Source organism: Methylobacterium sp. ME121 (assembly GCF_000974725.1).
Lineage (GTDB): Bacteria > Pseudomonadota > Alphaproteobacteria > Rhizobiales > Beijerinckiaceae > Methylobacterium > Methylobacterium radiotolerans.
In genome coordinates this window covers 43,366-60,501 of record NZ_BBUX01000023.1, presented here as the reverse complement: position 1 = coordinate 60,501, position 17,136 = coordinate 43,366, and the positions used below count along the sequence as shown (strand labels likewise).

Below are 17,136 nucleotides of genomic sequence, written 5' to 3'. Positions count from 1 at the left end.
ACGATGACGGACCGGTACGGGGATCCCCTTTCTCGCCGCAGCCTTCTGCGCGCCGGCGGCGCGGCGCTCCTCGCGCCGGCCGTCGCGAGCCCGGCGCTCTCTCAGGGACAGTCGGAGGTGATCCGGATCGGCCATCTGACGCCGCGCACGGGCTTCCTCGGCCCGCTCGGGGAGTTCGCCGTGCAGGCGGCCCAGCTCGCGGTGGAGGAGATCAACGCCGCCGGCGGCATCGCGGGCCGGAAGGTCGAGCTGCTCTCGGAGGACAGCGTCAATCCGCAGACCGCCTCGGCCAAGGCCGAGCGCATGGTCCAGCGCGACCGCGTGGCCTGCCTCGTCGGCGAGATCAACTCGGCCTCCGCGCTGGCGATCAGCCAGGTCGCCCAGCGGGAGAAAATCCTGTTCATCAACACCGGCGCCAACTCGGACGCGCTGCGCGGCTCCGACTGCAAGCGCTTCATGTTCCACGTCGAGTCGCAGAACACCATGATGGTGCGCGCCTGCGGGCGGGCGCTGCTCGACCGGGGCCTGATCAAGGGCCGCAAGGTCTACGCGCTCACGGCCGACTACGCCTTCGGCCACGATCTCCTGAAGCAGGCGAAGAAGTACTTCGCGGCCAACGACGCCACCCTCGTGGGCGAGGACCTGATCCCCACCGAGCTGACCGACTTCTCGCCGTTCCTGCTGAAGCTCCGTCAGGCCAAGCCGGACCTCGTGATCTGCAACCTCGCGGGCGCGCAGATCACCAACTTCCTCAAGCAGTACAGCGAGTTCGGCCTGCCGTTCCCGGTCGCCGGATTCGGCTTCGACACGGCGCTCGCCTGGGGCGCCGGGCCGGGCAACTTCCTCGGTACGTGGCCGGTGATCTGGCATCACCAGATCGACTCGCCCTCGGCCAAGAAGTTCGTCGCCGCCTTCAAGGCCAAGTACAAGAAGCCGCCGGAGAACCAGGGCTGGGGCGACTACACCGCGATGAAGATCGTCGCGCAATCCATGAACGAGCTGAAATCGACCGAGTCGATCAAGGTCGTGGAGCACCTCGAATCGGGCGCCAAGTTCGACATCGCGAAGGTCCGCGAGGGCTATTTCCGCCCCTGGGACCACGAGCTGATGCAGGAGATGTTCGCGATCACCGCCCTGCCGGCGGATCAGGTCAAGAACCCTTTCGACATCTTCACCTCGACCGGCCCGCTGCCCGGCCCCGGCGAGAGCCTGGAAGTGCTCGCCACCACCCGCGACGAGAACGCCTGCACCTTCCCGGCGTGAGGCGGCCATGCAGCTCGTCTTCATCCTGGAGCAGGTGCTCAACGGCCTGCTGATCGGCGTGCAGTACCTGCTGATCGCGCTGGGCCTGTCGCTGATCTTCAGCCTGGGCGGGATCGTGAACCTCGCCCACGGCGCCTTCTACGCGATCGGCGCCTACATGACCGTGCTGCTGACGCCGACCATCGGCTTCGGCGGCGCCCTCGTCGCCTCGCCGCTGGCGGTGGCGGTGCTCGGCCTGCTGATCGAGCGGTTCCTGCTGCGGCGCTTCTACCGCGGCGACCCGACGCTCGGCCTCCTCCTCACCTTCGGGCTCGCCATGGTGGCCGAGCAGGCGCTGCGCATGGCCTTCGGGGCGGCGCCGGTGCCGTTCGGGATCCCGCCGTGGCTGCGCGGGCAGGTCTTCATCGGCGACCTGATCTACTCGCGCTACCGGCTCTCGATCCTCGTGGTGGCCCTCGCCTGCGTCGCCGGCCTGTGGCTGCTGCTCACGCGGACCAGCTTCGGGCGCGTGGTCCGGGCCGGCGTGCAGAACCCCGACATGGTCGCGGCGCTGGGCATCTCGCTCCGGCCCTACATGACGGCGGTGGTGACGATCGCGGTGGGGCTCGCGGCGCTGGCCGGGACCATGATGGCGCCGGTCACGGGCGTGCAGCCCGCCATGGGCGCCGAGATCCTGACCTTCGCCTTCGTGGTGGTGGTGATCGGCGGTCTCGGCTCCTTCTGGGGCGTGGTGCTGGCCGCGCTGATCGTCGGCGTGGTCCGGGGCCTCACCGCCTACGCCTACCCGCCGGCCACCGAGGCCGCCGTCTACGCCCTCATGGTGCTCGTCCTGCTGCTGCGCCCGCGCGGCCTGTTCGGCGAGCACATCGCGCGGTTCGAATGAGCGGAGAGCGTCCCATGTCCGGAACCGCCGAGCCGCTGCCGCTCGCCCTGCCGCCGCGCGGCCTGATCCTGCGCGAGAGCCGCCAGCTCTGGGCCGCACTCGCCGCGCTGATCGTCCTGCCATTCGCCCTCGACGCGATCGGCCTGACGCTGATCACCGCCACCGACGTGGTGATTTTCGCCCTGGCGGTGCTGGGACTCAACATCCTGGTCGGCTGGACCGGGCTCACCTCGTTCGGCCACGGGGCGTGGTTCGGGATCGGCGCCTACGCGGTGGCGATCCTGCAGACACGGCTCTTTCCCGGCGACATGGCGCTGCCGCTCCTCGGCGCCCTGGCGATCACCGGATGCGCGGCCCTGGCCGCCGGCGGCCTGATCCTGCGGCGGCGCGGCGTCTACTTCTCGCTCCTGACGCTCGCCTTCACGGCGATGCTCTACGCCATCGCGTTCCGGTGGACCGACCTCACCGGCGGCGAGAACGGCATCGGGAACCTGCACCGCTGGGCGGCGCTGCAGGAGCCCGGCGCCTACTACGCCGCGGTGTCCGGCATCGCCTTCGCGGTGCTGGTCGCCCTGTGGCGCTTCCGCCGGTCGCCGATGGGCACCGTGCTGGTGGCGATCCGCGAGAACGAGCAGCGCGCCGGCTTCCTCGGCTACGCCACCAACCGCTACAAGCTCGCCGCCTTCGTGATCTCGGCGACGATCACCGGGCTGGCGGGCGCGCTCGCCGCCTACAGCCACCGCTTCACCTCGGCCGACCCGATCTCCATCGCCTTCTCGGGCGAGCTGCTCGCCATGGTGGTGATCGGCGGGATGCGCTCGTTCCTCGGGCCGGCGCTCGGCGCGCTGTTCTACATCCTGTTCCGCGAGTTCCTGTCGATCTACACCGCCGACTGGCTTCTGTACTTCGGCCTGCTGTTCGTCGCCTTCATCGAGTTCTCGCCGGACGGCCTGGTCGGCATCTTTGCGCGCCTCATGAAGCCGTTCCGGCGCGTCCCGTCCGAGGGTGCGGCCATGTCGGCCCGTCGCACCGGCGCCTCGGGCCGCGTCCCGGCCCGCTTCATCGCGGAGGGGCGCGGCGACGGCCCGGTTCTGGTCGCCGACGACATCCGGAAGAGTTTCGGGCCCGTGAAGGCGGTGCGCGGCGTGTCCTTCGCGGTCGCCGACCGGACGCTCCACGCCCTGATCGGACCGAACGGCGCCGGCAAGACGACCGCCTTCAACCTGCTCTCGGGGATGTTCCGGCCGAGCGGCGGCAGCATCCGCCTCGACGGAAGCGAGATCGCCGGCCTGGAGCCGCACGCCATCACCCGGGCCGGGATCGGCCGCTCGTTCCAGATCACCAACCTGTTCCCGGGCCTCTCCGTGGAGGAGAACGTCCGCCTCGCGGTGCAGGCCCGGCACGCCGCGCATTTCAGCCCCTGGCGAGACGCGCTGGCCGTCCGCGAGATCGCCGACGACACCGCCGAGCTGCTGCGCTGGACCGGCCTGTCCGGCATCGAGCGGGCCGAGGCCGGCAGCCTGTCCTACGGCGGGCAGCGGCTCCTCGACATGGGTCTGGCGCTGGCCACGCGGCCGCGCGTCCTGCTCCTCGACGAGCCGCTCGCGGGCCTCGCGGCCGCCGAGCGCGAGCGCGTCGGCGATCTCATCAAGGCGCTGTCGGCCGACATTCCGGTGCTCCTCGTCGAGCACGACATCGACCGCGTCTTCCGCCTCGCCGACCGGGTGACCGTGATGGCCGACGGCGCCGTACTGGTCGACGGCTCGGTCGCGGACGCCCGGGACGACGACCGGGTGCAGGCGGTCTATCTCGGCTCGGGCACGGCGGCGATCGCCGCGAAGCCGCGCGCCAGCGCCGCGGAGGCCGAGACGCTGCTCGCCATGGAGGGCGTCGACACCTTCTACGGCAAGTCGCACATCCTCAACGGAGTGAATCTCGCGGTCCGCCGGGGCGAGGTCGTGGCGCTCCTCGGACGCAACGGCGCCGGCAAGTCGACCCTGCTCAAGACGCTGATCGGCACCGCGCCGCCGGCCGCCGGCCGGATCGTGCTCGGCGGCAAGGACATCGCCGGTCTGTCGCCCGACCGGATCGCCCGGCTCGGGATCGGCTACGTGCCGCAGGGGCGGGCCCTGTTCGCCGGCATGACCGTCGCGGAGAATCTGGGCCTCGGCCGCCTGCGGCGGCTCACCGGCGCCGGCATCCACTGGGACGAGGAGAAGGTCCTCGAATTCTTCCCGCGCCTGAAGGAGCGATGGACCGTCGACGCGGCCCGCCTGTCCGGCGGCGAGCAGCAGATGGTCGCGGTGGCGCGGGCCCTCTCGGGGGACACGCGGCTCCTCCTGCTCGACGAGCCCTTCGAGGGCCTGTCGCCGGCCGTGACGGAGGAGCTGTTCGAGGCCTTCGACCGGCTGCGCCGCGAGATCGCGATCATATTGGTGGACCACCACCTCGACCTCGCGCTGGCGCTGTCGGACCGGACGGTGGCCCTGGAGCGCGGCAGCGTGCAGTGGACGGGCGCGTCGCGTCTCCTGCGCGAGGATCAGGAGCTGAGGCGGAAGGTGCTGTGGCTATGACCGAGAGCGTCGCGATCGTCGGCGCCGGCCTGATCGGCCGGGCCTGGGCGATGATCTTCGCCCGCGCCGGCTGGGACGTGCGCCTGTTCGATCCCGCGGAGGGCGTCGCCGAGGCCGCGATCCCGCTCTGCGCCGAGGGGCTGCGGACGCTCGCGGCGCATGACCTCTGCGCCGACCCTGCGGCCGCCGCGGGGCGCATCCGCGCGGCCGGCACCCTCGCGGCCGCCCTCGACGGCGTCGCCTTCGTGCAGGAGAACGGGCCGGAGCGGCTGGAGGTGAAGCGGAGCCTCTTCGCGGACCTCGACGCCGCGGCGCCGCGGGAGGCCGTCATCGCCTCGTCCTCCTCGGCGATCCGCTGCTCCCTGTTCACCGAGGATCTGCCTGGTCGGGCGCGCTGCCTGATCGGCCATCCGGTGAATCCGCCGCACCTGATCCCGCTGGTGGAGATCTCCGGCGCACCGTGGACGGCCCCCGACGCGCTGGACCGGGCCCGGCAGGTCTACGAGCAGATCGGGCAGGTGCCGATCACCGTGCTGAAGGAGATCGAGGGCTTCATCCTCAACCGGCTCCAGGGCGCCCTGCTGGCGGAGGCGTTCCGCCTCGCCTCGGAGGGCTACGTCACCCCGCAGGATCTCGACAAGACCGTCGCGGACGGCCTCGGCCTGCGCTGGAGCTTCATGGGTCCGTTCGAGACGATCGAGCTCAACGCGCCGGGCGGCATCGCCGATTACTGCGCGCGCTACACGGGCTTCTACAAGAGCCTCGCCGCCGACCCGGCGCCGCCCTCGGTCTACGAGGCACCGGCCACCGAAGCCATCCTGGCCAACTGGCGGCCGCCGACCGATCTGCCCGCACGCATGAACCGCCGCGATTCGCGGCTGGCGGCGCTCCGCGCCCACAAGGCTTCACGGAAGGACTGAGCATGGCCTCACAGCGGAAAGTCATCATCACCTGCGCGGTGACGGGCGCGATTCACACGCCGAGCATGTCGCCGCACCTGCCGGTGACGCCCGAGGAGATCGCCGACGCCGCCATCGGCGCTGCCGAGGCGGGCGCGGCCATCGTGCACCTGCACGCCCGCAACCCGGAGAACGGCCAGCCCGATCAGACACCGGAGGCCTTCGCCAAGTTCCTGCCCGTGATCAAGCAGCGCTCGAACTGCGTGGTGAACATCACCACGGGCGGCGCGCCGACCATGTCGATCGAGGAGCGGGTGCGCCCGGCCGCGACCTTCCAGCCGGAGGTCGCCTCGCTGAACCTCGGCTCGATGAATTTCGGCCTGTTCGGTATGCTCGACCGGTTCAAGGACCTGAAGCACCAGTGGGAGCGGGACTATCTCGGCAACAAGGACATCATCTTCCGCAACACCTTCGGCCAGATCGAGCACATCCTGACGACCTGCGGCCCCAACGGGACGAAGTTCGAGTTCGAGTGCTACGACACGGCGCATCTCTACAATCTGAAATACTTCTTCGACCGCGGTCTCGTGCAGGCGCCGCTGTTCATCCAGACGGTGTTCGGCCTCCAGGGCGGCATCGGCGCGCATCCGGACGACGTCATGCACATGAAGCGCACCGCCGACCGTCTCTTCGGTGACCAGTACCGCTGGTCGGTGCTCGGGGCGGGCCGCAACCAGATGAACATCGCCGCCATGGCGGCCGCGATGGGCGGCAACGTCCGCGTCGGACTGGAGGACAGCCTCTGGGACGGTCCGGGCAAGCTCGCCGAGACCAACGCCGCGCAGGTCCGGCGCGTGCGCGCGATCGCCGAGGGGCTGGGCCTCGCGGTCGCCTCGCCCGACGAGGCGCGGGAGATCCTGGCGCTGAAGGGCGGCGACAAGGTCGCGTTCTGACCGATCAGTCGATGGATGATGCGTCCTGGAAGGTGGGACGCATCGTCCAGGACCAGCTGACGTTCAGGCTCTTCCGTCCTTGCGAGCGCAGCGAAGCAATCCAGTGTAGCGCGCCATCTGAGGCCTGGGCGCTTCTAGATTGCTTCGCTGCCTCGCAAAGACGTCGAGAAGCCTCAGGGAGACCCGAACACGCGGTCCAGATCCGCCTGCGCGACGCCGTCGATCTCCAGGATCTTCAGCCGGCTCTGATCGCCGGTGACGATGCGGACCGAGCCGCGACTGACCTTCAGCGCCTTGGCGATCAGCGCGACCAGCGCCCCGTTGGCCGCGCCCTCGACCGGCGGTGCGGCGACGCGGGCCTTCAGGTAGGGCTGCCCCTTCTCGTCGCGGGCCCAGCCCTCCGCGGCGTCGCGCCCCCCGCGCGGCGTGAGGCGCACCGCCAGGCGGATCGCCACGGCGGAGCCCTCAGAAGATCTTGCCCGGATTCAGCCGGTTGTCCGGATCGAGCGCCCGCTTCACGAGCCGCATGACGGCGATCTCCTCGGGCGAGCGCGACAGCTTCAGCTTGGCCCGCTTCTCGAGCCCGATCCCGTGCTCCGCCGAGACGGAGCCGTTCAGCTCCGCCAGCGGCTCGTAGATCGCCGCGTCGATCGCCGCGTTGCCGGCGGCGTCGAGGCGGGTGGTGTTCCAGTGCAGGTTGTTGTCGCCGATATGGCCGTAGACGACCGCCCGGCAGCCCGGGATCGCCGCGAGCCGGTCGAGCGCGCCGCGGACGTAGCCGTCCATCCGCGCGAGCGGCACGCTCACGTCGAAGGCCCGGTCGATCCCGTCGGCGTTCAGGTGCTCGACGCGGTCGCGGATCCGCCACATGCCGCGGCGCTGCTCCTCCGAGGCGGCGACCACGGCGTCGAGGATCGTGCCGTCGCCCATCAGACCTTCCAGCAGGCCCAGGAACCGGTCCGATTCCTCGGGGACGCACTCGACCTCGATGATCGCGTAGAACGGGTAGTCCGGACCGAGCGGCGGGGTCGCGCGCCCGGGCGCGGTCATCAGCCGGTAGAAGTCGGGCCACAGGCCCTCGAACGAGGAGACACGCCCCTGGAAGGCGCTCTGCGCCGCCCGCAGCACCCGCGCGCCGTCGTCGACTCCGGGGCACGCGATCAGCGCCGTCGCGTAGCCGGCGGGCTCCGGCCGCAGGCGGATGACCGCCCGCGTGACGATGCCCAGCGTGCCCTCGGTGCCGAGGAAGAGCTGCTTGAGGTCGAGCCCGGTGTTGTTCTTGATGAGCGGCCGCATGGACGACACCACCGTGCCGTCGGCGAGCACCGCCTCCAGGCCGAGCACCATCTCGCGCATCATGCCGTAGCGCAGCACCCGCAGGCCGCCGGCGTTGGTGGAGATCGCGCCGCCGACCGTGGCCGAGCCGCGGGCCCCGAGATCGAGGGGGAAGAACAGGCCCGCCGCGGACGCGGCGTCCTGCACGCTCTCGAGGGTGGCGCCGGTGCCGACCACCACCGTCATGCCGAGCGGATCCACCGGCTCGATGCCGGTCATGCGCTCGGTCGACAGGGTGATCTCGTCGGGCTGGCAGAGCGTGCCGTCGACGAGGCCGGTGGCGCCGCCGCGCGGGACCACGGCGACGCCGGCCGCGCGGCAGGTGGCCATGACGGCGCTGGTCTCCTCCGTGCTGCGCGGGCGCACCAGCGCCAGGGCGGCGCACGGCTCGGTCGGGCGCGTCCAGTTGGCCGAGCGCCCGCGCAGCTCCGCGTCGGTGACGAGACCGGACGGTCCGACGATCGCGGCGAGGCGGTCGAGGAAGGCGGTGTCGGTCATCGGCATGCTCTCGGGGCTCGGTCCGGTCGCCGCTCTGTCACAGAATCCCGCGCGCGGCGAGATTCCGCATCAGCGCGCGGGCGCCGAAGGTCCAGGGTTCGCAGGCGTCGCACGGGCGCATGCGGTTGACGAGGCTGCCGAGCTCCGGGCTCGCCACCACGACGCGGTCGCCGTCGGCGTGGGTGAAGCCGAGCCCCGGGCCGTGCCGATCCTGGATCGGCGCGAACATGGTGCCGAGGAGGAGGAGGGCGCCGTCGGGATAATTGTGCGTCCGCCCCATCAGCGCGTCCGCCAGTTCCTCCGGATCGCGGCTGATCTCGGAGAGCGGCGAGGTGCCCTCCAGCCGGAAGCCGTCCGTGCCGGTGACCTCGAGGGTCACGGTGGTGCGGCGGACGTGGTCGAGACCGAACGTCCCGTCGAACAGGCGCACGAACGGTCCCAGGGCGCAGGAGGCGTTGTTGTCCTTGGCCTTCCCGAGGAGCAGCGCCGACCGCCCCTCGAAGTCGCGCAGGTTCACGTCGTTGGCGAGCGTCGCGCCGACGATCCGCTGGTCGGAGGCGACCGCGAGCGCCACCTCGGGCTCGGGGTTGTTCCAGTGCGAGTCCGGGTGCAGGCCCGCGTCCGCGCCGCAGCCGACGGCCGAGAGCGGCTGCGCCTTGGTGAAGATCTCGGCGTCCGGGCCGATGCCGACTTCCAGGTACTGGCTCCAGGCGCCCTGCGCGACCAGCACCTCCTTGAGGGCCATGGCCTCGGGCGAGCCGGGCTTGAGTCGGCGCAGGTCGCGGCCGACCAGGCGCTCGACCTCGGCGCGGATCGCCGCCGCGGCAGCGAGATCGCCGCGGGCGCGCTCCTCGATCACTCGCTCCAGCATCGAGGTGGCGAAGGTCACGCCCGCCGCCTTCAGGGCCTGCAGGTCGACCGGCGCCAGGAGCCAGGGCTTGGTGGCGTCGCGCGCGTCGGGCGGCGTGTTGGCCAGGGTCGCGTCGAGGCTGCCGAGGTCCTCGCCCCCGGCGCCGCGCAGGGCGGCGGCGGGATCCGGGGCCTCGCACAGGTCGCTGACCGTTGGGAAGGCGGCGGTGACGTCGAGGATTCGGGCCGCGCCGTCCGCGTCGGCGCGGATCGCCACGACGCTCGGACCGGCCACGTCCGGCCGCCACACCCGGCCCACGAGGGCGCCCCGGCATCCGTCGGCGGGCAGGATCTCCCGCGCGGTCAGGCCCGATAACGACATGTGCTCACGTCCCCTGGATGTCCGCCCGCGCGACGGCCGCGTGACGGGCCCGGTGCCGGCTCCGCGGCCGGCGCGCGATCCCATAGCATTCCGGGCGGCCCGTCATCCCGCCGCATGTTTCACCGGGCCCCGCTCGTCACGGGCGCCGGGCGGGTCCGCCTGACAGATCCAAGATTATCTGTAGCTTTGCCGGGGCGCCCGCTTGCTTTCCCCCGGCCGCTCCTTTGTACTGCCGACTTAGAGCCGCCGATAGAGTGGCCTTGATCGGGAGGAAGCATGGCCTCGGTGGGAATCCGCGAGGTTCGCAAGGCTTTCGGATCGACGAATGTCCTGCACGGCGTGTCCGTGGATATCCGGGACGGTGAATTCGTGATCCTGGTCGGCCCGTCCGGATGCGGGAAATCGACGCTCCTGCGGATGATCGCCGGGCTCGAGAATATCTCCGGCGGCGAGATCCGCATCGGGGAGCGCGTGGTGAACGATGTGCCGCCCAAGGAGCGGGACATCGCCATGGTGTTCCAGAACTATGCCCTCTACCCGCATCTCACGGTTCGCGAGAACATGGCGTTCTCGATGCGGATCCGGAAGGCGCCCGCCTCCGAGATCGACCTCCGGGTCAACAAGGCCGCGCAGATTCTCGGGCTCACCCACCTGCTGGACCGCTACCCGCGCCAGCTCTCCGGCGGCCAGCGCCAGCGCGTCGCCATGGGCCGGGCGATCGTGCGCGACCCGCAGGTCTTCCTGTTCGACGAGCCGCTCTCCAACCTCGACGCCAAGCTGCGCGTGGCGATGCGCACCGAGATCAAGGAGCTGCACCAGCGCCTGAAGACCACGACCATCTACGTCACCCACGACCAGATCGAGGCCATGACCATGGCCGACCGGATCGTCGTGATGCACGACGGGGTCGTGGAGCAGATCGGGCCGCCCCTCGAACTCTACGACCGGCCCGACAACCTGTTCGTCGCGGGTTTCATCGGCTCGCCGGCCATGAACTTCGTGCCCGGCCGGGTCCGGGCGAACGGGCGCCTCACCTTCAGCACCGAGACCGGCCTGTCGATCCCGCTCGCCGACGCGCCTGCCGGCGTCGACGGGCGGCCGCTCATCCTCGGCGTCCGCCCCGAGCATTTCGACCTCGCGCCCGACGGGATCGCCGCGGAGGTCGTCGTCGTGGAGCCGACCGGCTCCGAGACCATGCTGGCGGTGCGGGCCGGAGGCCAGGATCTCACCTGCGTGCTGCGGGAGCGCGTGCGCGAGCGGCCGGGCGAGACCGTCTCCCTGCGGCCGAACCGCGTACACTTCTTCGACGCCGAGACCGGCCGTCGCCTGCCGAGCTGACCCGCGTCGGATCCGGCGCGGGATCGGGGCGCGCGGCGCCCTCAGAAACAGGATCACCGAGGGAGAAGAAACGATGTCCGTTCTCGATCGCCGGTCCCTCCTCGCGGGCGCCGCCGCGGCCGGCCTCGCCGCCAGCGGCGACCTCCTCGGCTTCGCCAGGGCCTGGGCGCAGACCGCGGAATGGAAGCCCGAGCCGGGAGCGAGCCTGTCGCTCCTGCGCTGGAAGCGCTTCGTTCCGGCCGAGGACGAGGCCTTCATGAAGCTGGTCGACGCCTTCACCAAGGCGACGGGCGTCAAGGTCACGGTGAGCAACGAGTCCTTCGACGACATCCAGCCCAAGGCGTCGGTCGCCGCCAATACCGGGCAGGGGCCCGACATGGTCTGGGGCCTGTTCTCGTTCCCGGCGCTCTTCCCCGACAAGTGCCTGCCGCTCGAGGACGTGGCCGAGTCCCTGGCCAAGAAGTACGGCCCCTGGTTCCCGTCCGCGGAGGCCTACGGCAAGGTCAAGGGCAAGTGGATCGCGATCCCCGTGGCGTTCAACGGCGGCTACCCGAACTACCGCATCTCGGCGATGAAGAAGGCCGGGTTCGACAGGTTCCCCACCGACACCGCGGGCTTCCTCGAGCTCTGTCGCGGCCTGAAGAAGAACAACACGCCGGCCGGCTTCGCCCTCGGCCACGCCACCGGCGACGGCAACACGTGGTGCCACTGGGCGCTCTGGTCCCACGGCGGCAATCTCGTCGACGCCAACGAGAAGATCGTCATCAACTCGCCCGAGACCGCCAAGGCGCTCGAGTACGTCAAGTCCCTGTACGAGACCTTCGTGCCCGGCACGGTGTCGTGGAACGACTCGTCGAACAACAAGGCCTTCCTGGCCGGCGACCTCTACCTGACCAACAACGGCATCTCGATCTACGCGGCGGCCAAGAAGGACAACCCGAAGCTCGCCGAGGACATGGACCACGCGGTCTGGCCGATCGGACCCGTCGGCAAGCCCACCGAGTTCCAGCTCGCCTTCCCGATCCTGGCCTTCAAGTACTCGAAGGCGCCGAACGCCTGTAAGGCCTTCATCGCCTTCATGATGGAGGCGGCGAACTACAATCCCTGGCTGGAGGCGGCGCAGGGCTACCTCTGCGAGCCCCTGTCGAACTACCCGAAGAACCCGATCTGGACGAGCGACCCGAAGAACGCGGTCTTCGCCGAGGCGGGCCGGCGCTCCCTGGCGGCGGGCGGCCTCGCGCCGGTGAGCGAGCGCATCGCCGCGGTGCTCGCCGACTTCGTCATCGTCGACATGTTCGCCAGCCACTGCACCGGCCGCGAGGACGTGAAGGGCGCCATCAAGAACGCCGAGCGCGCCGCCACCCGCATCTTCCGGAACACCTGACCCCACCCGCCGGAGGCGAGACCATGGCGCACACGGCCCTGACGCAGCCCGCCCCGGCCGCAATCCCGACCCGCTCGGCCTGGCAGCGCGTGCGCGCGAGCCGGGGCTGGGCGGGGTTCTGGTTCATGTTGCCGACGGCGCTGATCCTCGGCCTGTTCCTGGCCTACCCGCTCCTGAAGGGTATCTGGCTGTCCTTCACCAACGCGCGGATCGGCCGCGAGGGCGTCTTCGTCGGTCTCGAGAACTACGAGTGGCTCTGGGACGACGACGTCTTCTGGCTCTCGGTGTTCAACACCTGCCTCTACACGGCGGTGGCGTCCGTGGTGAAGTTCGGCGTCGGCCTCTATCTCGCGCTGCTGCTCAACAAGAACATGCCGTTCAAGTCGATCATCCGGTCGATCGTGCTGATCCCGTTCGTGGTGCCCACCGTGCTGTCGGCCATCGCCTTCTGGTGGATCTTCGACAGCCAGTTCTCGATCATCTCCTGGTCGCTGCGCCATCTCGGGGTGATCGACGGCAACATCGACTTCCTTGGCGAGCCGGCCATGGCGCGCGCCTGCGTGATCTTCGCCAACATCTGGCGGGGCGTGCCGTTCATCGCCATCACGCTGCTCGCCGGTCTCCAGACGGTCTCGCCCTCGCTCTACGAGGCCGCGACGCTCGACGGCGCCTCGAACTGGCAGATCTTCTCGCGGATCACCCTGCCGCTCCTGACCCCGATCATCGCCGTGGTCATGACCTTCTCGGTGCTGTTCACCTTCACCGACTTCCAGTTGATCTGGGCGATGACGCGCGGCGGTCCGGTGAACGCCACCCACCTGATGGCGACCCTCTCGTACCAGCGCGGCATCCTCTCGGGGACGCTCGGCGAGGGCGCGGCCATCGCCACCGCCATGGTGCCGTTCCTGCTCGCGGCCATCGGCATCTCGTGGTTCGGCCTGCAGCGAAGGGCCTGGCAGTCCGGGGAGTCCGACCGATGAGCGCGCCCGCACCGCCGGCCCACGCCGACCCGCACCTCGCCCCCGTCCTCGCGGCCCAACCCGCCGGGCTCACCGACAACTCGGAGGGGATGGCCTATCTCGAGCGCCTGCCGCGGCGGCTCGTGACGACCTACCTGCCGCTCCTCATCATCCTCGCCGTGCTGCTGTTCCCGTTCTACTGGATGGCGCTCACCGCCATCAAACCGGACGAGCAGCTGATCGATATGGAGCGGTTCAACCCGTTCTGGGTCGTGGACCCGACGCTCAAGCACATCAACAAGCTCCTCTTCGAGACGCAGTATCCGCGCTGGCTCTGGAACACGATGTACGTGTCGGTGGCGGCGACCGTGCTGTCGCTGTTCGCGAGCGTGCTCGCCGCCTACGCGTGCGTCCGCGTGCGCTACCGGGGCGCCGGCTGGGTCGGGGCGGCGATCTTCCTCGCCTACCTCGTGCCGCCCTCCATCCTGTTCATCCCGCTCGCCACGATCATCCAGGCCTACGGCCTGTTCGACTCGCCGATCGCCCTGATCCTCGCCTATCCGACGATCCTGATCCCGTTCTCGACCTGGCTCCTGATGGGCTACTTCAAGACCATCCCCTACGAGCTCGAGGAATGCGCGCTGATGGACGGCGCCAGCCGGTGGCAGATCCTCACCAAGATCATCCTGCCGCTCGCCTTCCCGGGGCTGATCTCGGCGGGGATCTTCTCGCTGACCCTGTGCTGGAACGAGTTCATCTACGCGCTGACCTTCCTGTCCTCGACGCAGAACAAGACGGTGCCCATCGCCGTGGTGAGCGAGTTCGTGGACGGCGACGTCTACAAGTGGGGCTCGCTGATGGCCGGCGCGCTGCTCGGCTCGCTGCCGCTGGTGATCCTCTACTCGTTCTTCGTCGAGTACTACGTGTCCGCGCTCACCGGCGCCGTGAAGGAGTGAGGGGACGCGTCAGATCATCGTTCTAGCGAGCGCGGCGAAGCGAGCCAGGGCAGCGGGACGTCGGTCGGCTTGGCGCTGCCCAGCTCGCTTCACTCTGCTCGCGGGGACGGAGACCGTTGCCAGCAGGGCTCGACAGCGCGGACAATGCGCGCGGATCCGCCGGCGCAGAATCGCGGGCCGGCCCCATCGAAGGTCACGCCATGGCCCATTTCATCGACGCCCGCTCCACCCTGGTTAACGATGCGGTCGACGGCCTCGTCGCGGCCAGCGGCGGACGCCTGGCGCGGCTCGACGGCGACCCGGGCATCCGCGTCGTCCTCCGCGCCGCTCCGGATCCCGGGAAGGTCGCGGTCGTCTCCGGCGGCGGCTCCGGTCACGAGCCGGCCCATGCCGGCTTCGTCGGGCCGGGCCTGCTGAGCGCCGCCGTCTGCGGCGACGTCTTCGCCTCGCCGAGCGTCGACGCGGTCCTGGCCGGGATCCTCGCGGTGACGGGACCGGCCGGGTGCCTGCTCGTCATCAAGAACTACGCGGGCGATCGGTTGAACTTCGGCCTCGCCGCCGAGCGCGCCCGGGCGCTGGGCCACAAGGTCGAGACCGTGATCGTGTCGGACGACATCGCGCTGCCGGACGCCAAGCAGCCCCGCGGCGTCGCCGGGACGCTGTTCGTGCACAAGGTGGCGGGTCACGCCGCGGAGGCCGGAGAACCGCTCGAGACCGTGGCGGCGCTCGCCCGCCGGGCCGCCGGGGCGGCGAAGTCGCTCGGCATCGCGGTCTCGACCTGCACGATCCCCGGCTCGGCGCGCAGCGAGCGGCTGGCGGAGGGGCAGGCCGAACTCGGCCTCGGTATCCACGGCGAGCCCGGCGCGGAGCGCATCGCCCTGCCCAAGGCCAGCGAGCTCGCCCGCATGATGGCCGAGCGTCTAGCGCGGTCCGTCCCGGGCGCGGACGGGCTGGCGCTGCTCGTGAACAATCTCGGCTCCGCCTCCGCCCTGGAGATGCAGATCCTCACCCGGGCGGTGCTCGCGACCGATCTGGGCCGGCGCGTCCGCCTGCTGCTCGGGCCCGCCCCGCTGATGACGGCGCTCGACATGCACGGCGCCTCGCTGTCGGTCCTGCCGCTCGACGACGCGCTGGAGCGCGCCCTTTCGGAGCCCGTCCCGGTCCCGGCCTGGCCCGCGGCGGTCCGGGTCGAGCCGCCGATCCTGCGGCCGGTGCCCGAGGGGCTCGCGGGCGAGGCCTTCGCGCCGTCGCACGACGCCGTCACCGCTGCCCGGATCCGGGCCGTCGCCGAGGCCCTGATCCGGGCCGAGGGTTCTCTGAACAGCCTCGATGCCAAGGTCGGCGACGGCGACGCCGGCACGACCTTCGCGGGCGCGGCCCGCGCCGTCCAGGCCGATCTCGACCGCCTGCCGCAGGCCGAGCCCGCGGCCTTGTGCCGGGCGCTCGCCGAGCGGATCGGGCGCGCGGTCGGCGGATCGAGCGGCGTGCTCGGTTCGATCTTCTTCGCCGCGACGGCCTCGGCCCTCGCCGACGGCGCCGCGTGGCCCGAGGCTCTCGGGCAGGGGGTGGCGCGCGTCCAGGGCTACGGCGGCGCTAAGGCCGGCGACCGCACCCTGCTCGACGCCCTGATCCCAGCCGTGGAGGCGCTGAAGAACGGCGATCTGGCCGCCGCCGCGGCGGCCGCCCGGGCCGGTGCCGAGGTCACGGCCGGGATGGAGCGCGCCGGCGCGGGCCGCTCGAGCTACCTGGCGGCCGGGGACCTCGCCGGTGTCCAGGATCCCGGCGCCGCCGGCGTGGCGGCAGCGTTCGCGGCTCTGGCCGGCGCATAGGAACAGGGCGCCGCGCGTCGTCGCACGGCGACCGTTGACGCACCTTCCACCGAGGCCTAACCCCCTCTCATGCGCACCTGCCTGATCCTCGACGATTACCAGCAGGCGGCTCTCGCGCTCGCGGACTGGACGCGCCTCTCCGATCGCGTCGCCGTCTCCGCGATCGCCCAGCACATCGCGAATCCCGACGATCTCGTGGCGCGGATCGCGCAGGCCGAGATCCTCGTGATCATGCGGGAGCGGACGCCGTTCCCGGCGGCGCTGCTGGAGCGGCTGCCCCGGCTCGAGCTGCTCGTGACCAGCGGCATGCGCAACCTCGCCATCGACCTCGCGGCGGCCAGGGCGCGCAACGTCGTCGTCTGCGGCACGGATTCGAGCCCGACGCCGCCGACGGAGCTGACCTGGGCGCTGATCCTCGGACTGGCCCGTCACGTGGCGCCGGAGAGCCTGACCCTGCGGGCAGGCGGCCCCTGGCAGAGCACAATCGGCACCGACCTCGCGGGTGCGACCCTCGGCGTCCTCGGCCTCGGGAAGATCGGGACTCGGGTGGCCGAGATCGGGCGCGCCTTCGGCATGCGGGTGATCGCCTGGAGCCCGAATCTCGACGACGCCCGCGCCGCCGCCGCCGGGGTGGAGCGGGCGGCCTCGAAGGAGGCCCTGCTGGAGGCGAGCGACGTCGTCACGATCCACCTCGTGCTGGGCGACCGGACGCGCGGCCTGCTCGGCGCGGCCGAGCTGCGCCGCATGCGCCGCGACGCCTTTCTCGTGAACACCTCGCGCGCGCCGATCGTCGATCAGGCCGCGCTGCTCCAGGCCCTGGAGGAAGGCTGGATCGCGGGAGCCGGCCTCGACGTGTTCGAGACCGAGCCCCTTCCGGCCGACAGCCCGTTCCGGCGCCTGCCCAACGTGCTGGCCCTGCCGCATCTCGGCTACGTGTCGCGCAGCAACTACCGGACGTTCTTCACCCAGGCGGTGGAGGACATCGAGGCCTGGCTCGCCGGTGCCCCGATCCGGCGCCTGGGCTGAGTCCGGGTA

Annotated in this window: 14 protein-coding genes; 11 read left to right on the top strand and 3 right to left on the bottom strand. The window is 71.0% G+C overall.

Going from position 1 to position 17,136, the window contains the following annotated elements; all coding sequences use genetic code 11:
* Nucleotides 1–3 precede the first annotated feature (3 nt).
* The 5 genes from ME121_RS16230 to kce are packed head-to-tail and all read left to right on the top strand — an operon-like array spanning nucleotide 4 to nucleotide 6,571.
* Nucleotides 4–1,263, top strand: a complete 1,260-nt coding sequence (locus ME121_RS16230; protein WP_059409197.1) for an ABC transporter substrate-binding protein — start codon at nucleotides 4–6, stop codon at nucleotides 1,261–1,263.
* 7 nt (nucleotides 1,264–1,270) lie between these two features.
* Nucleotides 1,271–2,146, top strand: a complete 876-nt coding sequence (locus ME121_RS16225; protein ID WP_012319853.1) for a branched-chain amino acid ABC transporter permease — start codon at nucleotides 1,271–1,273, stop codon at nucleotides 2,144–2,146.
* A 14-nt stretch (nucleotides 2,147–2,160) separates the two neighbouring features.
* Complete coding sequence (locus ME121_RS16220) at nucleotides 2,161–4,719, top strand: branched-chain amino acid ABC transporter ATP-binding protein/permease (protein ID WP_059409196.1); 2,559 nt, start codon at nucleotides 2,161–2,163, stop codon at nucleotides 4,717–4,719.
* Nucleotides 4,716–5,639 (top strand): 3-hydroxyacyl-CoA dehydrogenase, encoded by a 924-nt coding sequence (locus tag ME121_RS16215; protein WP_024829645.1) that lies wholly within the window; start codon nucleotides 4,716–4,718, stop codon nucleotides 5,637–5,639. The genes ME121_RS16220 and ME121_RS16215 overlap by 4 nt, the downstream gene beginning before the upstream one ends.
* Before the next feature lie 2 nt (nucleotides 5,640–5,641).
* Nucleotides 5,642–6,571, top strand: coding sequence for a 3,5-dioxohexanoate:acetyl-CoA acetone transferase (kce, locus tag ME121_RS16210; protein ID WP_059409195.1), 930 nt, complete (start codon nucleotides 5,642–5,644; stop codon nucleotides 6,569–6,571).
* A 173-nt stretch (nucleotides 6,572–6,744) separates the two neighbouring features.
* Here the strand turns inward: kce and ME121_RS16205 are convergent, their stop codons facing one another.
* From ME121_RS16205 to ME121_RS16195, 3 genes are read right to left on the bottom strand one after another with little or no spacing between them, the layout of a single operon-like run.
* Nucleotides 6,745–7,026, bottom strand: a complete 282-nt coding sequence (locus ME121_RS16205) for a DUF167 family protein (protein ID WP_024829646.1) — start codon at nucleotides 7,024–7,026, stop codon at nucleotides 6,745–6,747.
* Between the two features lie 10 nt (nucleotides 7,027–7,036).
* Nucleotides 7,037–8,404 (bottom strand): FAD-binding oxidoreductase, encoded by a 1,368-nt coding sequence (locus ME121_RS16200; RefSeq protein ID WP_234740629.1) that lies wholly within the window; start codon nucleotides 8,402–8,404, stop codon nucleotides 7,037–7,039.
* Nucleotides 8,405–8,441: 37 nt separating this feature from the next.
* Complete coding sequence (locus tag ME121_RS16195; protein WP_059409194.1) at nucleotides 8,442–9,635, bottom strand: fumarylacetoacetate hydrolase family protein; 1,194 nt, start codon at nucleotides 9,633–9,635, stop codon at nucleotides 8,442–8,444.
* 276 nt (nucleotides 9,636–9,911) lie between these two features.
* On the opposite strand from ME121_RS16195, the gene ME121_RS16190 reads away from it, so the two are divergent.
* The 6 genes from ME121_RS16190 to ME121_RS16165 all read left to right on the top strand — a co-directional run bounded on the left by ME121_RS16190 (nucleotide 9,912) and on the right by ME121_RS16165 (nucleotide 17,127).
* Nucleotides 9,912–10,973: an ABC transporter ATP-binding protein gene (locus tag ME121_RS16190; RefSeq protein ID WP_029357517.1), complete on the top strand. Its 1,062-nt coding sequence runs from the start codon at nucleotides 9,912–9,914 to the stop codon at nucleotides 10,971–10,973.
* Nucleotides 10,974–11,046: 73 nt separating this feature from the next.
* Nucleotides 11,047–12,357 (top strand): ABC transporter substrate-binding protein, encoded by a 1,311-nt coding sequence (locus tag ME121_RS16185; RefSeq protein ID WP_059409193.1) that lies wholly within the window; start codon nucleotides 11,047–11,049, stop codon nucleotides 12,355–12,357.
* A 23-nt stretch (nucleotides 12,358–12,380) separates the two neighbouring features.
* Nucleotides 12,381–13,337: a carbohydrate ABC transporter permease gene (locus ME121_RS16180; RefSeq protein ID WP_012319844.1), complete on the top strand. Its 957-nt coding sequence runs from the start codon at nucleotides 12,381–12,383 to the stop codon at nucleotides 13,335–13,337.
* Nucleotides 13,334–14,272 carry a carbohydrate ABC transporter permease gene (locus ME121_RS16175; protein ID WP_012319843.1) on the top strand — a complete coding sequence of 313 codons (939 nt, stop codon included), beginning with the start codon at nucleotides 13,334–13,336 and terminating at the stop codon, nucleotides 14,270–14,272. The genes ME121_RS16180 and ME121_RS16175 overlap by 4 nt, the downstream gene beginning before the upstream one ends.
* A 200-nt stretch (nucleotides 14,273–14,472) precedes the next feature.
* Nucleotides 14,473–16,101, top strand: coding sequence for a dihydroxyacetone kinase subunit DhaK (locus ME121_RS16170; protein ID WP_059409192.1), 1,629 nt, complete (start codon nucleotides 14,473–14,475; stop codon nucleotides 16,099–16,101).
* A 69-nt stretch (nucleotides 16,102–16,170) separates the two neighbouring features.
* Entirely contained in the window at nucleotides 16,171–17,127 is a 957-nt protein-coding gene (locus ME121_RS16165; protein ID WP_024829650.1) for a D-2-hydroxyacid dehydrogenase family protein, read from the top strand.
* Nucleotides 17,128–17,136: the final 9 nt, after the last annotated feature.